Genomic DNA, 17,204 nt, shown 5'->3' with positions numbered 1-17,204 from the left:
GACACGACCATCCGTGAAGCCAGGCTTCAGCCTTCGCGGCCGGGGTCGGGGCGACGGTTGGATGCGTGCGGCTGCCGGAGGGCAAGCAAGGCGATCGCCACCATGACCGCGCGGCCAAGCGCGGCGCTGAACAAGGGGAGAGGATGGGATGCCCGAAACCGAAAAGGAATCCGGCAAGGTGGCCAAGGCCGATGCGTCGTCGCCGGCCGCGAACGCCAAACAGGCCGAAAAAACCGCCAAGACAACGCCGCGACGCAATGGCCAGACCCGCGTCAAGGCCGCGCCGCCGCCGGCGCAGGATTTTTCCGAGGCGATCTACAACGCCATCATCGCCAGTTTCGCCAACAAGAACCCGACCCAGATGTTTTGTCTGTGTTGGCCCGGCACCGTGCTCGATGCCGGATACCTCGGATGGGAGGATAGCGAGGAGACGGCCGGCAACATGCCCGAGCGCGCGCTCATCCGCACCTCGCAGATCCTCGATCAATATGTGCCCCCGGCGCCGATCACCCAGCCCGACGGGACGCGGGTGTCGGATCGCTACAAGCAGGCCGTCGCGCAACTCGGCCCCATGCCGAGCGTCGACCTGATCCGCCTGCAGGAAATCATTCGCGAGCGCCTGCAAACCAAGGTGGACGTGGTGATCGACGGCAAGGATGTCACCATCCGCCTGGTCGACTATTTCGATTATCTGTTCCAGCAATGGATCAGGGCCAAGCAGAACTGGGGCAAGCTGCAGGCCGAGATGCGGGCCAAATTCAAGGCCGACAATCCGCTCGATCCTACACGTGCCTGGGACGAATATCTGGCCTGGTATGCTGTCAACGCAGACGGCCATATTCAGGAAATCAACGCCAAATACGATCAACTCGTCGTCGAATTTCCGCTGACGGCCTGGCAGGACGCCATCACCGTGCTCGACACCAGCGACGACGGCGGATTGAACGAGGCCAAGCAGCTCGTGCGCAACGCCGTCATCCCTGTTCCCTACCAGGAAGGGATGAACTATTACCCCACGCGCGGCGTGCCGTATTCATGGCCGAAGGAAATCAAGCCTTCGACCAAGTTCATCGATCTTCTGGCCGATCCGGAAGCCCAGCAACAGGCGCTCGACGTCGCGCGCACGCAGCTTGAGCTCGAGATCCGCACCTGGATGGCGATCATCCCGCAGATCGACGATGCGACGGTGAAAGCCGATGCGGATGCCTTCCAGAAGGCGGGCCAGGCCTTCAGCGACGCCCAGTCGGCGCTGATCAAGACCTATACCGAAAACGCCGTCACCGCGGTCAAGATATTCTGCGACGTCATGGAATCGCGCGGCAATCCGCTGGCCAACGTGACCGACAGGAACGAGCAGAAGGAACTGACCGACGAAATCAACGAGCTGGGCACCAATCTGGGCAAGTCGGAACCGAGCAAGGGTGTGCCGCAGACCATGGACTGGGCGATGATCAAGGACATCGCCGATCAGGTGGGCACCGGCCAAGGCAAGCTCGTCGACGCGCAACAAACCTTGATCGACAGCGGCTGGGCCCTGGCGGGAGCGGCGACGAAATTTCTGCAGACCGACGCCAACCGCATCCAGTTCGAATGGCTCGACGCCTATGTCAAGCAGCTCGAGACCAAGCTGGCGGCGATCGAGCGGTTGGAACGGCAGATGGCGTCGGCCTCCAACGTCTACTACGACTATCTCTATTCGCCGGAAAACGAGAAGCTGAAGGAACAAAACCCCAATATCGACCTGAATGACACCAACGCGTTCGGCACCAATTCCTTCCCCAACAAGCTCGACTACCCGGCCAACAACCGCTGGACACAGCTGACCGTCACCATCTCCAAGGACCAGTTGGCGACGTCGAAGACGATGAACACCTATTTCGACCGCATGCAGTGGGGCGTGAACCTGTTTTTGGGCAGCGGCGGCGGCACGACCGAGGTGAGCGGAACCGAGTTCGCCGAGCGCTTCATGCAGGCGTCCGACGAAATCCAGATCGGGTTCCTGTGCACCAAGGTGCTGATCGACAGGGCCTGGATGAAGCCGGAGATTTTCACCCACACCTCGGATTTCTTCCGCACGCTGCAAAAGCCGCTCGCACCCGACACCCAGCTCGAAAACTATCAGTTCATGGGCGACAAGGGCGAGGAAAAGCTGCTCAACGTTCTCAAGAACTATTCCTTCCCCGCCTATCCGGTGGCCGTGCTTCTGGCCAAGGACGTGTCGATCAAGGTCAAGATGGACATGGCCGAATCCGAGGCGCTGCGCAGCACGTCGAAATCGGTCAAGAGCCAGGGCGGCGGGTTTCTGGTGTTTTCGATTTCGCGCTCCGAGGCCGCGAGCTCGGAGGAAGACAGCATGAACAGCTACGTCATGAACGGCCAGATGATCGCCCGGGCGCCCGCGCCGCAGATCATAGGCTACTGGACGCAGTTTCTGCCGCCGGATCGTTCCACCTATATCGACGAGGCGACGGCGCGCGACATCGCCGAGGCGATCAGTTTCGTCGGCCGGCTGCAGGGCGCGCACGCAACGCCGGTGGAACGCAAGGGCGTTCCGCAGCGGGCTTGATCGCGGGCGACGCGGGGGGAGGCGCCCGCCCGGGCACGGTGTGGCGGGAGGGATGCCGGCCGTGAATGCGCCTACCCGGCCAGCACGGCCTCCATCTCGGCCTTGGTCCTTGCCGCTGCCTCCTCCTTGACCGGTCCGTAGCCGCGGATTTGCATCGGCAGCGCCATGGCGTCGGCCAGCCGGGCCTGCGTGTCGGGCGCGAGTTCGCCAAGCGCGCGGTCGATCTTGTGTTCGTACCAGCTAATCAGTGCGCGCTCCATGCGCCGCTCTGCTGTGTGGCCGAACGGATCGATCGCCGTGCCGCGCAGGCTTTTCATACGCGCAAGTAGCCAGAAGGGCAGGCGGATCCAGGGACCGAAGGCGCGTTTCAGCGGCCGGCCGCGTGCATCCTTGCCGCCGGGCAGGAAGGGCGGCGCGAGATGATGGACGATGCGGAACTCGCCGTCGAACTCGTCTTTCAGTCGCTCCGCGAACCCGGTTTGCGTATGCAGCCGCGCTACTTCGTATTCGTCCTTGTAGGCCATCAGCTTGAACAGCGCCCGCGCGACCGCCGCCGTGAGGTTTTCGCTGCCAAGCCCCGCCTCGGCGGCGCGCACTTTGTCGACCATCATGCGATAGCGGGTGGCGTAGAGCTCGTCCTGGTAGTCGGTCAAAAACGCCTCGCGGCGTGAAATCAGCGTATCGAGCGTTTCCGGTGCCGCCGCCGGCGGCGCAATCAGCGCGGCCAGCCGCGCCGGTTCGGCGTAGGCGATACGCCCGAGCAGCAGGGCACGATGGTTTTGCTCCACCGCGACGCCGTTGAGCACGATTGCCTGGCGCAGCGCCTCCAGCGACACCGGCACCAGCCCGGCCTGCCAGGCAAAGCCCAGCATCATCACATTGGCGAACACCGAATCGCCGAACAGTTTTTCCGCCGCCCGGTTGGCGTCGAGCGCGGCGATGTTGTCGGCGCCGGTGACGGCGGTGATGGCGGCCAGCCGCGCGTCGACTCTGAGGCTGGCGTCGCGCCGGCGCACGATGTCGCCGGTCGGCATCTCGGCCAGATTGACCGCGGCTTTCATGCCCGGCCGGTAGGAGGCCGAGGCCTTGGGCGAGGACGACACGACGATGTCGCAGCCGATCAGCGCGTCGGCCGCGCCCTGGTCGATGCGCACCTGATGCAGCATCTGCGGCGTCGGCGCGATGCGGACATAAGACAGGACCGGCCCGAATTTTTGCGCGAAACCGGTGAAGTCGAGCACCGACGCGCCGCGCGCTTCCAGATGCGCGGCCATGGTGACGAGCTGGCCGACCGTGATCACGCCGGTGCCGCCAACACCGGTGATCAGCAGATCGTAGGGCTGGTCGAGCGCCGGCGGTTCCGGCTCGGGCAGGACGCCGGCAAGTCTCGTCAGGTCGACCTCCAGCCCGGTCTTCTTGCGCCGTGTCGCGCCCTCGACTGTCACGAAGGACGGGCAGAAACCGTTGACGCAGGAAAAATCCTTGTTGCAGGAGGACTGGTTGATGCGCCGCTTGGGCCCGAACTCGGTCTCGACCGGTTCGACCGACAGACAGTTCGATTCCACCGAACAGTCGCCGCAGCCCTCGCACACCAATTCGTTGATGACAGCGAATTTCTTCGGATCCTCCATCGTGCCGCGCTTGCGGCGCCGGCGCTTTTCCGTCGCGCAGGTCTGTTCGTAGATCAGCACCGTCACGCCGCCAATCTCGCGCAGCTCGCGCTGCACGGCGTCCATCGTGCGCCGATGATGGATGCTGGTGCCGGGGGGGAAGTCGCCGCGACGGAATTTTTCCGGTTGACCGGAAACCAGCGCGATGCGCTCCACGCCCTCCGCGCGTACCTGGTGCGCGATCGCCTGCACGCTGACCGGCCCGTCGACCGGCTGGCCGCCGGTCATGGCGACGGCGTCGTTGTAGAGGATCTTGTAGGTGATGTTGGCGCCGGCGGCGACCGCCTGACGGATCGCCATCGAACCGGAATGATACCAGGTGCCTTCGCCGAGATTCTGGAAGACATGGCCCTTGCCTGTAAAGCGCGAGGAGGCGGCCCAGTTGACGCCTTCGCCGCCCATCTGGATCAGCGAGCTGGTCTCGCGGTCCATCCAGCTTGCCATGAAATGGCAGCCGATTCCGGCCAACGCCTTGGAGCCCTCCGGCACCTTGGTGGAGGTGTTGTGCGGACAGCCCGAGCAGAAATAGGGCGTGCGCGCGGCCCCTTCGACGGCAATCGCGATCGGTTCCGCGCGCGTGATCGCAGCCGCCCGCTCGGCGAAGCCGCGCCCGGGAAACAACCCCTCGAGCCGGCCGGCGACGATCGGCACCAGGGCGCGCGGCGACAATTCGCCCGTCCACGGCACCAGCCTTTCGCCGCGCTCGTCGCGCTTGCCGACCATCACCCTGGGCTTGTGGCCGGGCCAGTCGTAAAAATATTCCTTGAACTGGCTTTCGATGATGCCGCGCTTTTCCTCCACCACCAGCACCTCGTCCTTGCCGCGCACGAAGTCGAGCGCGTCGCGGCGCGCCAGCGGCCACACCATGCCGACCTTGTAGATGTCGATGCCGAGTTCGCGGCATTCGGCTTCGCCGATGCCCAGCAGGCGCAGTGCCTCCATCAGGTCGCCATGGCCCTTGCCGGTGGTGACGATGCCGAAACGGGCCTTCTTGACGTCGTAGATGTGCCGGTCGATCGGATTGGCCTCGGCGAAGGCGAAAACGGCGTGTTTCTTCGCCTCCATGCGCTCCTCGATCTGCGGGCCGGGCAGGTCGGGCCAGCGATAATGCAGGCCGCCGGGCGGCGGGTCGAAATCGGGCGCGGCGAAAATCCGGTCGGGCCCGATCTCCACAGAGGCAGCCGATTCGACCGTTTCCGATACCGCCTTGAAGCCGACCCACATGCCCGAAAAACGCGACAGCGCGTAGCCATATTCGCCAAAGGCCAGATATTCGCCGACGCTGGCCGGGTTCAGCATCGGCATGAACCAGGCCATGAAGGCGACGTCGGACTGGTGCGGCATCGAGGAGGAGACGCAGCCATGGTCGTCGCCGGCCACCACCAGCACCCCGCCATGCGGCGAGGACCCGTAGGCGTTGCCGTGCTTGAGCGCGTCCCCGGCGCGGTCGACGCCAGGTCCCTTGCCGTACCACATCGAAAACACGCCCTGCACCTCGCGGTCGGGATTGGTTTCGACCTGCTGGGTGCCGAGCACGGCCGTCGCGGCCAGATCTTCGTTGACGGCGGGCAGGAACTCGATGCGGTTTTCGGCAATCAGCGCCTTGGCGCGCCACAGTTCCAGGTCGACGCCGCCGAGTGGCGAGCCGCGATAGCCCGACACGAAACCGGCCGTGTCGAGACCCGCCTGCCGGTCGCGCCGGGCCTGGTCGACGAGCACGCGCACAAGCGCCTGGGTGCCGGTCATGAAGACGCGGCCGGAAGTCGCGGCATAGCGGTCCTCGAGCCGGTAGCGGTAATAGTCGCGGACGGGATCGTGCGCGGTCACGGGTTCCTCCCAGGAAATGAAGGGGGAAGTGTAGCCGATTTGCGCTGGAATTTTTGTTCAGATTGCCGTTATCTGCCCCACGAAATGAAAACTTCGACCGGTTGGCGGCGTAATTGAGAAAGGGGCTTCCGGATATGAGCCGGAATGCGATCAGGCTTGAGGACCAGGACCGCCGGCTGTTGCGGCTTTTGCAGCGCGATGGCCGCATCTCCAACCAGGAGTTGGCCGAAAAGGCCGGTCTGTCGGCATCGGCCTGCTGGCGGCGGGTGCGGGCGCTGGAGGAGGCCGGCATCATTCGCCGTTATGTCGCGCTGGTCGATGCCGCCAGTGCCGGCATGGCCTTCCATGCCATCGTCAACGTGTCGCTGACCCGTCACGATCATCGCCATGTCGACACCTTTATCGCCGAGGTATCGCAACGTCCCGAAGTGCTCGACTGTTTCGCCACCACCGGCGAGGCGGACTACCATCTGCGTGTCGTATGCCGGGACCTCGCCGCCTATAACGGCTTTCTGGAAGGATTCCTGTTTCGCCTTCCCGGTATCGCCAATGTACGCACCAACCTGGTGCTGAAGGATATCAAGCAGGAAACCGCCGTGGCGCTTTGATGTCGCCCCGGCGGCTGCTCACGACCATGAGGGAAACGGATCCGGCATTGATCGCCATCGTTGCGGCGTAAAGTCCGGCGCCTCGACAAGACAGGAATCGAGCGCGGCGCGCAGCCGGGTCTCGTCCATCGGGTCGCAGCCGATGAAGACCAGTTCCTGGCGCCGGTCGCCCCAGATGGGATCGAGATAGGGTTTCATGGCGGCCCGCCATTCGGCATCGTCGGGCCAGTTTCGCGCTGGCACGGACGCCCACCAGCGGCCGCGCCGTGTCGTGCGCACCAGCGCGCCGGCCTGGCTGAGTTCGCCGACATGGTCGGGCCGGGTGGCAAGCCAGAAGAAGCCCTTGGCGCGGACGACGCCCGGCCACGTGCCGTCGATGAACTGCTTCAGGCGAAGCGGATCGAAGGGCGCGCGTGCGCGATAGACGAACGAGCGCACGCCATATTCCTCGGTTTCGGGCCGATGGTCGAGAAAACCGTGCAGGGCCTGGAACCACAGCGGATTGGCCTGCGCCTTGTCGAGATCGAAACGGCCTGTCGCGAGGATGCGCGCGACCGCGACGTCGCCGAAATCGGTCTCAATCAGTTCCGCCTCGGGATTCAGCGCCTTGACGATCTGGCGCACGATAGCGCGCTGCGGAGCCGGGACGCTGGAGACCTTGTTGAGTACGATCGTGTCGGCGAACTCGATCTGTTCGACCAGAAGGTCGACCAGGGCGCGGTCGTCGTCGGCGCCCGCCGTCTCGCCGCGATCGCGCAGAAAGTCGGCCGACCCGTAATCCCTCAGAAGATTGACGGCATCGACCACGGTGATCATCGAATCGAGACGCGCGAGGTCGGACAGGCTTCGGCCGGCTTCGTCGCGAAACGCGAAGGTTGCCGCGACCGGCAGCGGTTCTGCGATGCCTGTCGATTCGATCAAAAGGTGGTCGAATCTGTCCGCCGCGGCCAGTTCGCGCACCGCATCCAGCAGGTCGTCGCGCAAGGTGCAGCAGATGCAGCCATTGGTCATTTCGACAAGCCGTTCCTGGGTGCGCGACAGGTTGGCGCCACCGTCGCGCAAAAGGGCCGCGTCGATATTGATCTCGCTCATATCGTTGACGATGACGGCGACCCGGCGCCCCTCGCGATTGTTGAGTACATGGTTGAGCAGGGTGGTTTTTCCAACCCCCAGAAAGCCCGACAGCACGGTCGTCGGTAGGCGCCGTTTTGGATTTGCGCTTGGCATGTCGCGGCCCTTCAATGCGTTTCGCCGGCGCCGCCGACAGCGACGATCGAAAACGGTTCGCCTGCCACCGCGATCGAGCCCATCGTCTCGAACGTTTCGGTGTCGACGACATGAAGCTGGCCGGCCAGGGGATCGCTGACCACGATACGCGGGCCCGCCACAGCGATGCGCGGTCGCGGATCGCTCCAGTGGCCGTCCATGCTGTAGAGCCCGGTCAGCCGCACCGAACGGTCGATGCGGCCGGCGACGACGTCGATCCGGTGCAGATGGCCGTCCTCGGTGAAGGCCAGTGCGAAACGCGGCTTTGCCGGATGGGAGGCAAAATCCACGGCGCGGGTCGGGAGCTCGACCAGGCGAAAGTTTTCCTGTTCTTGCATCGGGTCGATCAGTACCAGAACTCGCGGGGCGAAATTGCCGAGGAAATAGCGCAACCCCGTGCCGCCGACGAGCTTGGTCGTCTTGCCCTCGGGCAGCCCGGCCGCATAGGGCAGGTGGCGGATTTCCGGCCGCGCCTGGCCAGGCGCGACGACCAACAGCCCGGTCTCGCAGGCAAGGGCGACGAGGTTGCCGGATTGGGCCTCGCCATGCAGGTCGGGACAGGGGGCGTAATCGATTGCCGGCGCGCCGTCCGGTCCGAAGAGGTCGAGACCGACGGGCAGGGCGCCTGGGTCGCTCGGGTGGGGGCGCGTCATCAGCATATGGACGCCGAACGGGATCGCTACGCCGTGATGCGGTGCTCTGCTGGCGATCTCTTGCGGCTCTCCGGTTCCCTCGAGCGCGGCATGCTCAGCCACCAGCCGGGCAATGCCCTCATCGTCGAAAAAGGCGGCGGCCATGCCATCGCGCTCGACCAGATGTACCGGTTTCTGCCCGGCGAGGGTTGCCTTGAGCAGCCTCGGTGCTCCGATCGTGATGTCTCCGTGATCGCCATGATCGCCGAGCGCGATGCCGGTGCCGATCATCTGGACACGGTTGGCATCGCGTTGCACGGCATAGACCATGCGCCCGCTTTGCGAACGATGGAGCCGGGCCGCGCCGGTGAGCGCAAACCGCTCGATTTCGTCACCGTCGCGAAGGTCGATCGCCCGGACCACCGGCTCGGAATGGTCGGCGACGAAAACCCGCCAGGCTTCGATTTGTTCGGCGCTGGCCGGGCAGCCGAAAAAGGTGGCGGCGCATGCCAGGATCATGGAACGGTGGAAACGTATGGCCATGTCGATTAAATCCAATATGTTATAACATTACATTTAATGGCCAGAAAAAACCGGCACAAACCGGCTTTTTCCTTGGCGCGACCGGCTTCAACTGCCGGCGATGGCACTGGTGATAGTCGTCAGATTGTGACGCATCAGGTCGATATAGGTCGCCGCCGGGCCATCCTTATCGGACAGCGCGTCCGAATAGAGCGCCCCGCCCAGTTGCAAGCCTGTTTCGGCCGCGATCTGCTCGGCCAGGCGAGGATTGGTGATGTTTTCGACAAAGATCGCGGACGCGCGTTCTTCGCGCACCTGACGGATCAGCGCCGCGATATCGGCCGCCGAGGCGTCGGCCTCCGTCGACAGGCCCTTCGGGGCCAGGAAGTGCAGGCCGTATTCGTGCTCGAAATAACCGAACGCGTCGTGCGACGTGATGATGGTGCGCTTGTCCTGCGGAAGCTCGCCGATCGCGGTTTTGATGTCGGCGTCGAGCGTCTGGAGCTGCCCGATATAGGCGGCGGCGTTTTCCTGATAGGTCGCGCAGCCGTCGCGGTCGGTCAGGCAAAAGGCCTCGGCGATGTTTTTGACATAACGCTCGGCATTCTCGACGGACTGCCAGGCGTGCGGGTCGTAGGCGCCGTGATTGTGTCCGGCGTGATCCTTTTCGGCGTGGCCGTCCTCATCGCTGGCCTCGTCATGATGATGGTCGGTCGCCTTGTCCTCGTCCGCGTGATGGTCGTGAGCCTCTCCGTCGACGGGCAGGATATGCGCGCCCTTCGAGACTTCGACCACGGCTGCGGTGGTACCGCTGGCCTCGATCAGCCGGTCGAGAAATCCTTCGAATTGCAGCCCGTTGACCAGAACGACGCGTGCCTTGGTCATGGCGGCGGCATCGGCCGGGCGGGGTTCGTAGACGTGGGCGTCGCCGTTCGGCCCCACCAGCGTGGTCAGGCGTATGCGATCGCCGCCGACCTCGCGGGCGAAGTCGCCGATGATGGAAAAGCTCGCCACCACGTCGAACGGTTCCGCACCGGCCTGCACGCTCGGCGCCGCAACGGCAAGGGAAAGTCCGGCAAGGGCGGCTTGGGCCAGGGATCGCATCGTCAACTCCTTCGTCAAACGCATTTCCGTCGTCGCCAGGGTCGGCGCCGACGTGCAAGGCGTATGTGATGTTATTACATTCGTCAAGATAAGATGTAATGTTATTACGGTCTAAAGGTCGTGCTTGCCGGGGATGGCGGCGCGCGGATTCCTGGCGGCGAACACCGGTGCACGGCTTTACAAAGTACTAATGCAATTCCAATATCGGCCCACGGCTACCGTGCATGTCCGGCGCGCGGAGCGTCTGGTCCGCCATGCGGATGCCAAGAGACGGACAAACAGGGAGATTCTTCATGAGCACCGTATTTCGCAATGTCATGGCGGCGTCCGTCGCCGGCTTGGCGTTGGCCATGGCCGCGCCCGCCAGCGCAGAGGATGTCAAGATCGGCTTTCTGGGAGGGTTCACCGGGCCGATCGAAAGCCTGACACCGCCGATCTTCGAGGGCGTCAAGCTCGCCGTCGACCAGGTCAATGCCCAGGGCGGCATTCTCGACGGCAAGATCGATCTCGTGCAGGGCGATTCGACCTGCGCCGATACCACAGCCGCCTCCGGCGCCGCCGACCGCATGGTCAACTCCGAGAATGTGACCGCCCTCGTCGGGCCGCTGTGCTCGGGCGCCACCATCGCCGCGGCCAACACGGCCGCGATTCCAGGCGGCGTGGTGCTGATCTCGCCGGCTGCCACCTCGCCGGCGCTGACCGGGCTCGACGACAACGATCTCGTTTTCCGCACCGCCCCGTCTGACGCCTATCAGGGCCAGATGCTGGCCAAGACGCTGCGCGCCGACGGCGTCGAAAACATCGCGGTCACCTATGTCAACAACGACTACGGCAAAGGCTTCGCCGATGCGCTGGCGGCCGCGTTTGCCGAGCAGGGCGGTTCGGTCGCTGCCAACGTGGCGCACGAGGACGGCAAGGCGGATTACCGCGCTGAGATCGGTCAGCTCGCCGGCTCCGGTGCGGACATGCTGGTCGTGCTCGCTTATGCCGACGGCTCCGGTCAAACCATCATTCGCCAGGCTATCGAAGGCGGCGACTTCGCCAAGTTCGCCGGCGGCGACGGTATGATCAGCGACACGCTGGTTCCCGCTGTCGGCGAGGCACCGCTGCAGGGCATGGTCGCCACTCGCCCCGGCAGCAGCGAGACCGACGGCACGTCCGTCTTCAACAAGCTCGCCGAAGAGGCCGGCGTGCCGCCCACCGGCACCTTCGTGCCGCAGGGTTACGATGCCGCGTTCCTGATCGCGCTCGCCATCGAAAAGAACGGCAATGGCGGCCGTGAGGGGCTGAGCAAGGCGTTGCGCGAGGTGGCCAGCGCGCCGGGCGAGGTGATTCTGCCGGGCGAATGGGAAAAGGCCAAGAAGCTTCTCGCCGAGGGCGCCGACATCAATTACGAGGGCGCCTCCGGCAGCCACGAATTCGACGACAACGGCGACGTGCCGGGCGTGATCGTCAAGACGGTCGTCGACGGCGTGGTCTTCAAGGAAGTCGGCCAGGTCGACTAATTCGACCGATCATTTCCATGCGAAAGGCCCGGGGGCGTCCCGGGCCTTTTTCGTGGGCGGCTCACACCGCCGCGCACGGCAGTGGAGCGGGTTGAAAATTGCAGACAACGGCGACGAGGCGGCGCAAGGGCGCCGCCGTCATTCATACTTGACCGGCCGCTCGGGGATCAGGCCGCGCGGGGCGAAGCGCAGCACCAGGGTGATCGTCAGGCCGATGACGAAGACCCGCATCTGCAGGGCCCGCGTCGTCATGTCGGCCGGCGCCTGCCAGTCGAACAGCCTGTCGCCCCAATAGGCGATCTGGTCGAACAGGAACAGCGCCGCCGGCTCCGACATCGTCCAGATGACATAGACGAACAGCGCGCCGAAAATCGTGCCGAGATTGTTGCCGGCACCGCCCAGGATGACCATCACCCAGACCAGGAACGTGTGGTTCAGCGGCAGGAAGCTCGACGGGTCGAAAATGCTGCTGAAGGTGATCAGCGCGCCGCCGCCGATGCCGATGATGACATTGCCGAGTACGAACATTTCCAGCCGGCGCCGGTTGATGTCCTTGCCCATCGCGGCCGCCGACAATTCGTTGTCGCGGATGGCGCGCATCATCCGGCCCCAGGGGGCGGCCCAGGCCCGCTGCAGGAGCACGAAGATGACCACGATCATCACCGCCGTGACGCTGAGATAGGCCGCGCGCGACATGACGAAGCCGAGATCGGCCGGCGTGGGCACCGGCCAGGGCAGCGGCGAGACGGTCAGCGTCCCGCGCGTCAGCCAGTCGGCGTTCTTCAGATAGGCCTTGACGATCTCCGCGATGCCGAGCGTGGCGATCGCCATATAGTCGGCCCGCAGGCCGAGCGTGATGCGGCCCATCAGCCAGCCGAGCGCGCCGGCCACGATGCCGCCGCCGAGCCAGCCAATCCACACGGGCAGGCCGAAACCGCCGATGAAGCCGGCTTCGCCCTCGATATGGGCGGCAGCCTGGCCGAGCGCGCCGGAGACGGCGATATAGGTCGCGGCACCGGCGATCAGGGCGAGCAGCGTGCGGAATTTCTTTGGCAGGCCGAGGCGGTGGGTCTGGCTCATCGCGTAGGTGAAAAGCCCACCGACAGCCAGGTAAAGCGCGGTCTTGCCGAGAAGGGCGGGGCCGTTCGACGTCCAGAAGGCACCGTTGACGGGAAACGAGACCAGCACCGTCGTGTAGGCTGCGATCGCGATGAAACCCATCGTGCCGACATTGAACAAGCCGGCATATCCCCATTGGATGGTCAGGCCGAGCGCCACGATCGCCAGGCAGCTTGCCTCGACCAGCATGCGCGTTCCGAACGCCGCGCCCTGGGCGGCGAAGACCAGGGCGATCAAGACGGCCAGGCCGGCAAACAGCAGGGTCTCGCGTCCGGCGCGGTTCGTCATTTGATCACGCTCCCGCGGAAGATTCCCGTCGGTCGCCAGATCAGCACCGCGACCAGGATGAAGAAGGGAATGACGATCTTGTATTCGGTCGGCACCAGCGCGAGTTGAGTGGGCAGTTCCACCCAGTCCGGCAGAAACGGCGCGAGCGGCCTCAGCAGGATCGCCCAGTTGAACACGGCCAGCGTTTCGGTGAAGCCGACCACCAGGCCGCCTGCCACCGCGCCGTAGGGCTGACCGATCCCGCCGACGATCGCCGCGGCGAAGATCGGCAACAGGATGTTGAAGCTCAGATCGGGTTTCAAGGTGACGTCGAGGGCCAGCAGCGTGCCGCCGGCCGCCGCCAGCGCGCCGCCGATGATCCAGGTGGCGCGCACGACGTGCTCGGTGGGAATGCCCGACACCCGAGCCAGGTCGGCATTGTCGGAGACAGCGCGCATTGCCTTGCCGAGCCGCGCGCGCGTGAGAAAGAAGTGGAGCGCGACGATGCACAGCGCCGTGAACACGAACAACAGCAATTGCGGTTCGGTAACGACGATGAAGCCGTCGCCGACCGGCACGCGATAGATGTCCTTGGCCCCGACATAGAGCGGCCGGGTTCCCGTGCCGAACACCAGCCGGATCAGGCCCTGCATCATCAGCATGACGCCGACCGAGGCCATGACGATGGTGACGGGGCGCACATTGGCCTGCCGCAGCGGCCGGTAGAACCAGCGGTCGAGCACGATCGCCAGCAGCGCCGTCAGCGCCATCGCGATCGGCATCAGCACGAAGGCGGTCGGCAGCCCGACCAGCGCCCCGACGCCGGGCAGGAGCGCGGTCAGTATCAGCGCGATGAAGGCGCCGGTGGTCATCATGTCGCCATGGGCGAGATGGGCAAACCGCAGAATACCGAAGATCAGCGTCACCCCGACCGCGCCGAGCGCATAGATTGAGCCGATGATCAGCCCGGCGATGATGCCCTTGTTGATGAAGAACACGAACTCGCGCACCGGCAGGGCGGTCAGCAGATCGACCTCGGTCATGGCTGGTCCTCCCCGCCGAGAAAGCTTTTGGCCACGTCCGGATCGTCGAGCAATTCCTGCCCGGTGCCGGTGAAGCGGTTCTGTCCGCCGGCGAGCACGAACCCCTTGTGTGCGATCGCCAGCGCCTGGCGCGCATTCTGCTCCACCATCAAAATACCGGTGCCGGCGGCGTTGATGGCGACGATGCGTTCGAAGATCTCGCTGGTGAACAGCGGCGACAGGCCGGCGGTCGGCTCGTCGAGCAGCAGTAGGCGCGGTTCCGTCATCAGAGCGCGTCCGATCGCCACCATCTGGCGCTGGCCGCCGGACAGTTCGCCCGCCGGCTGGCGGCGCTTGTCCTTCAGCGGCGGGAAGAAGCCATAGACCTGGTCGACGAGGTGGCGGAAATCGTCGCGCCTGACATAGGCCCCCATTTCCAGGTTTTCGTGCACGCTCATGGTGGGAAAGACGTTATATTCCTGCGGCACGAAGGAAAGGCCCTGCTTGACCAGGCTTTCCGGTGGCGTGTTGGTGATGTCGCTTCCCTCGAAGGTGATGCTGCCCTTGGAGATGGTGAGAAGGCCGAACAGTGCCTTCAGCGTCGTCGACTTGCCGGCACCGTTGGGCCCGACGATGACGCCGATCTCTTCGGCCTCGATGGCGATGCTGACGCCGTTGAGGATGTTCGCCCCGCCATAACCGGCGTGGATGTCGCGAATGTCCAGCAGGGCCATCAGCGCCCTCCATCGGCGGGCGTGCCGCCGAAATACGCTTCGATTACGTCGGCGTTGTTGCGGATTTCCGACATCGGCCCTTCGACCATGACGGTTCCCGCGGCCATGACGATCACCGGATCGCACAGCCGCGCGATCAGATCCATGTCGTGCTCGATGACGAAGAAGGTAAGCCCGTCCTCGCGGTTGAGGCGCTGGACGACCGCGGCGAGGTCGTTGAGCAGCGTGCGGTTGACGCCGGCGGCGATCTCGTCGAGCAGCACCACCCGCGGCTCGGCCATCATCACGCGCCCCAGTTCGAGCAGCTTCTTTTGCCCGCCCGACAGATTGCCCGCCTTTTCGTTCTTGACATGGGTGAGCTTGAGGATGCCGAGCACGTCCTCCGCCTTCTTGCGCGTTTGCGCCTCCTCGGCGAGCACCGCACCGCGCCGGAAACAGGCGTTGAAGAAGTTTTCGCCCGCCTGGCGCGCCGGCACCATCATCAGGTTTTCCAGCGCCGTCATATGCGAGAATTCTTGCGCGATCTGGAAAGTGCGCAGCAGGCCGCGCGCGAAAAGCGCGTGCGCCTCAAGCCCGGTCACGTCCTCGCCGTCGAGCAGGATGCGCCCGGAACTGGGCGCGAAGGCGCCGGCGACCATGTTGAACAGCGTCGTCTTGCCAGCGCCGTTGGGGCCGATCAGGCCGGTGATGGTGCCTTGTTCGACCTGCAGCGAACACCGGTCGACCGCGAGCACGTTGCCGAAACGCTTCGTCACGTCCTGGACGTCAATGATCGTCGCCATGCGGCCTGCTTGTAATGCTGCCTGTTTCCCGCTCGTCGGAGCATGCCGGCTTTTTCGGTGCCGTTTCTGTGTGACTGCTCTCGCCTCGCCCGCTCATATAAGGGGGGAGGGCGTTTGACAAGGCAAGCCCTGCCGACAAAGGAGCGCTTGTGCGGCTTGTCCACCGGCTGGGTGGGACAGGCGCGCCTGCGCGCCCTGTTTTCAGTGTCACCGCCTGTTGTGTCAGCTGGGGCGGATGCGTGCCGTTCCGCCCTGCTTGAGATTGAGGGTGTTGCCGGCAAGGATGAGCGCAGCGCCGATGACGGTGTAGACATCGATCCCCTCCTGATAGACCAGCCAGGCCAGAAGGGCCGAAAGCGGCACGCGCAGGAAATCCATCGGCACCACCGTTGTGGCATCGGCATGCAGCATCGCGCGCGCCATGCAATAGTGGGAATAGGTGCCGCAAAAGGCGATGACGACGATCCACGGCATCACCGTCGGCGACGGCCATTGCCAGACCGCCAGCGCCGGGACGATGCCGAGCAGGGACTGCACCACCAGCATCCAGAAAATGATCGTGGGAACGCTGTCGTGGCGGGTGAGCGACTTCACCAGCGCCACCGAGATGCCGAAGCCGATCGCCGCGAACAGCGCGAACAACTGGCCGATATCCGGCGCGGCGGCGCCCGGGCGAACGATGATGGCAACCCCGATCAGGCCGAGCACGATCGCGGCGATCTTCCAGCCATTGATACGCTCGCCCAGAAACGCCGCCGCCAGGATCGCCGTCCAGATCGGCATGGTGAACTCGATCGAGACCAGTTGGGCGATCGGAATAAGCGCCAGCGCGTAGAACCAGGCGAACTGCGCGCCGTAATGCACCACGTTGCGGCCGATATGGCGCGGCAGCTTTGCGGTGCGCACCGAACGCAGGCCGCCGGCCATGCGGATCACCGGATAGAGCAGCAGCAGGCCGATGATGGAGCGCATCTCCATGATCTGGAAGACGTCGAGTTCGCGCGTGGCTTCGCGGCCGGCGACCGTCATGGTCAGCATCAATGCCAGCCAGCCGGCCATCCACAGGGCCGCTTTGAGGTTCGAGGGTTCCGCGCTCATCGGGCGTGTTTGGCAAAGCCCGCCGGCCCCGGCAAGCGCATGCGCCTGCCGGCCGTTGGTCCAGCACTTGCCGTGTGGTTCGGCCGCTCAGGACGGCAACACCGCGGTCACTTCGATCTCGACCTTGGCGCGGTCCTCGATCAGGTCGGCGACCTGGACCATGGTCATGGCCGGAAAATTGCGGCCCATCACGTCACGATAGGCCGCCCCGACGTCGGAAAGCCGATCGAGATATTCACGCTTGTCGGTGATGTACCACGTCATGCGTGTGGCGTGCTCCGGTCCGGCGCCCGCTTCGGCCAGCACGTCGACGACGTTTTGCAGAGCCTGGCGGACCTGGCCGGCGAAGTCGTCGGTCTCGAATTCCTGCTGGCCGTTCCAGCCGATCTGCCCGGCGACGAAGACCGTACGCCCTTCGGCCATGATGCCGTTGGCGTAGCCTTTGGCGGTTTTCCAATGGGATGGGTTCAAAAGTTCGTGGG

General features: G+C 64.9%; 13 protein-coding genes. 3 read left to right on the top strand and 10 right to left on the bottom strand.

Features of this window, described 5'->3' with window-relative positions; translation table 11 throughout:
- The first annotated feature begins 148 nt into the window (after positions 1–148).
- On the top strand, positions 149–2,566 hold the full coding sequence (locus C7T96_RS03935) for a hypothetical protein (RefSeq protein ID WP_106569822.1): 2,418 nt from the start codon (positions 149–151) through the stop codon (positions 2,564–2,566).
- Between the two features lie 71 nt (positions 2,567–2,637).
- Here the strand turns inward: C7T96_RS03935 and C7T96_RS03930 are convergent, their stop codons facing one another.
- Positions 2,638–6,063 carry an indolepyruvate ferredoxin oxidoreductase family protein gene (locus C7T96_RS03930; protein ID WP_106569821.1) on the bottom strand — a complete coding sequence of 1,142 codons (3,426 nt, stop codon included), beginning with the start codon at positions 6,061–6,063 and terminating at the stop codon, positions 2,638–2,640.
- A 134-nt stretch (positions 6,064–6,197) separates the two neighbouring features.
- On the opposite strand from C7T96_RS03930, the gene C7T96_RS03925 reads away from it, so the two are divergent.
- Positions 6,198–6,671, top strand: a complete 474-nt coding sequence (locus C7T96_RS03925) for an Lrp/AsnC family transcriptional regulator (RefSeq protein ID WP_106569820.1) — start codon at positions 6,198–6,200, stop codon at positions 6,669–6,671.
- A gap of 18 nt (positions 6,672–6,689) precedes the next feature.
- Here the strand turns inward: C7T96_RS03925 and C7T96_RS03920 are convergent, their stop codons facing one another.
- The 3 genes from C7T96_RS03920 to aztC form a co-directional block, all read right to left on the bottom strand.
- Positions 6,690–7,898 (bottom strand): GTP-binding protein, encoded by a 1,209-nt coding sequence (locus C7T96_RS03920; protein WP_106569999.1) that lies wholly within the window; start codon positions 7,896–7,898, stop codon positions 6,690–6,692.
- An 11-nt stretch (positions 7,899–7,909) separates the two neighbouring features.
- Positions 7,910–9,112 carry a metallochaperone AztD gene (locus tag C7T96_RS03915; RefSeq protein WP_245414051.1) on the bottom strand — a complete coding sequence of 401 codons (1,203 nt, stop codon included), beginning with the start codon at positions 9,110–9,112 and terminating at the stop codon, positions 7,910–7,912.
- An 87-nt stretch (positions 9,113–9,199) separates the two neighbouring features.
- Entirely contained in the window at positions 9,200–10,195 is a 996-nt protein-coding gene (aztC, locus tag C7T96_RS03910; protein ID WP_106569998.1) for a zinc ABC transporter substrate-binding protein AztC, read from the bottom strand.
- 293 nt (positions 10,196–10,488) lie between these two features.
- Here aztC and C7T96_RS03905 point away from each other — a divergent pair, with 293 nt between their 5' ends.
- The gene (locus C7T96_RS03905) at positions 10,489–11,700 is read left to right on the top strand and encodes an ABC transporter substrate-binding protein (protein ID WP_199190403.1); all 1,212 of its coding nucleotides are present in this window, start codon (positions 10,489–10,491) and stop codon (positions 11,698–11,700) included.
- Positions 11,701–11,838: 138 nt separating this feature from the next.
- On the opposite strand, the gene C7T96_RS03900 is transcribed toward C7T96_RS03905, so the two are convergent.
- The 6 genes from C7T96_RS03900 to C7T96_RS03875 all read right to left on the bottom strand — a co-directional run bounded on the left by C7T96_RS03900 (position 11,839) and on the right by C7T96_RS03875 (position 17,193).
- Positions 11,839–13,107, bottom strand: a complete 1,269-nt coding sequence (locus tag C7T96_RS03900; protein WP_106569818.1) for a branched-chain amino acid ABC transporter permease — start codon at positions 13,105–13,107, stop codon at positions 11,839–11,841.
- Positions 13,104–14,129, bottom strand: a complete 1,026-nt coding sequence (locus C7T96_RS03895) for a branched-chain amino acid ABC transporter permease (protein ID WP_199190402.1) — start codon at positions 14,127–14,129, stop codon at positions 13,104–13,106. The genes C7T96_RS03900 and C7T96_RS03895 overlap by 4 nt, the downstream gene beginning before the upstream one ends.
- Positions 14,126–14,842 (bottom strand): ABC transporter ATP-binding protein, encoded by a 717-nt coding sequence (locus C7T96_RS03890; protein WP_106569817.1) that lies wholly within the window; start codon positions 14,840–14,842, stop codon positions 14,126–14,128. The genes C7T96_RS03895 and C7T96_RS03890 overlap by 4 nt, the downstream gene beginning before the upstream one ends.
- Complete coding sequence (locus C7T96_RS03885) at positions 14,842–15,624, bottom strand: ABC transporter ATP-binding protein (RefSeq protein ID WP_106569816.1); 783 nt, start codon at positions 15,622–15,624, stop codon at positions 14,842–14,844. Before C7T96_RS03885 ends, C7T96_RS03890 begins: the two co-directional genes overlap by 1 nt.
- 222 nt (positions 15,625–15,846) lie before the next feature.
- Positions 15,847–16,722, bottom strand: coding sequence for a DMT family transporter (locus tag C7T96_RS03880; RefSeq protein WP_106569815.1), 876 nt, complete (start codon positions 16,720–16,722; stop codon positions 15,847–15,849).
- A gap of 87 nt (positions 16,723–16,809) precedes the next feature.
- Positions 16,810–17,193, bottom strand: coding sequence for a RidA family protein (locus C7T96_RS03875; protein ID WP_280951712.1), 384 nt, complete (start codon positions 17,191–17,193; stop codon positions 16,810–16,812).
- Positions 17,194–17,204: the final 11 nt, after the last annotated feature.

This window comes from Nitratireductor sp. StC3 (genome assembly GCF_003015025.1).
Taxonomy (GTDB): domain Bacteria; phylum Pseudomonadota; class Alphaproteobacteria; order Rhizobiales; family Rhizobiaceae; genus Mangrovimarina; species Mangrovimarina alexandrii.
This window is presented reverse-complemented; position numbering and strand designations above follow the sequence as displayed.

Bases quoted from the DNA above. Each gene is read 5' to 3' on its own strand.
- C7T96_RS03905 (WP_199190403.1), top strand. From the start codon at position 10,489: ATGAGCACCGTATTTCGCAATGTCATGGCGGCGTCCGTCGCCGGCTTG.
- C7T96_RS03915 (WP_245414051.1), bottom strand. From the start codon at position 9,112: ATGGCCATACGTTTCCACCGTTCCATGATCCTGGCATGCGCCGCCACC.
- C7T96_RS03885 (WP_106569816.1), bottom strand. From the start codon at position 15,624: ATGGCGACGATCATTGACGTCCAGGACGTGACGAAGCGTTTCGGCAAC.
- C7T96_RS03935 (WP_106569822.1), top strand. From the start codon at position 149: ATGCCCGAAACCGAAAAGGAATCCGGCAAGGTGGCCAAGGCCGATGCG.
- C7T96_RS03880 (WP_106569815.1), bottom strand. From the start codon at position 16,722: ATGAGCGCGGAACCCTCGAACCTCAAAGCGGCCCTGTGGATGGCCGGC.
- C7T96_RS03925 (WP_106569820.1), top strand. From the start codon at position 6,198: ATGAGCCGGAATGCGATCAGGCTTGAGGACCAGGACCGCCGGCTGTTG.
- C7T96_RS03890 (WP_106569817.1), bottom strand. From the start codon at position 14,842: ATGGCCCTGCTGGACATTCGCGACATCCACGCCGGTTATGGCGGGGCG.
- C7T96_RS03895 (WP_199190402.1), bottom strand. From the start codon at position 14,129: ATGACCGAGGTCGATCTGCTGACCGCCCTGCCGGTGCGCGAGTTCGTG.
- C7T96_RS03900 (WP_106569818.1), bottom strand. From the start codon at position 13,107: ATGACGAACCGCGCCGGACGCGAGACCCTGCTGTTTGCCGGCCTGGCC.
- C7T96_RS03920 (WP_106569999.1), bottom strand. From the start codon at position 7,898: ATGCCAAGCGCAAATCCAAAACGGCGCCTACCGACGACCGTGCTGTCG.
- aztC (WP_106569998.1), bottom strand. From the start codon at position 10,195: ATGCGATCCCTGGCCCAAGCCGCCCTTGCCGGACTTTCCCTTGCCGTT.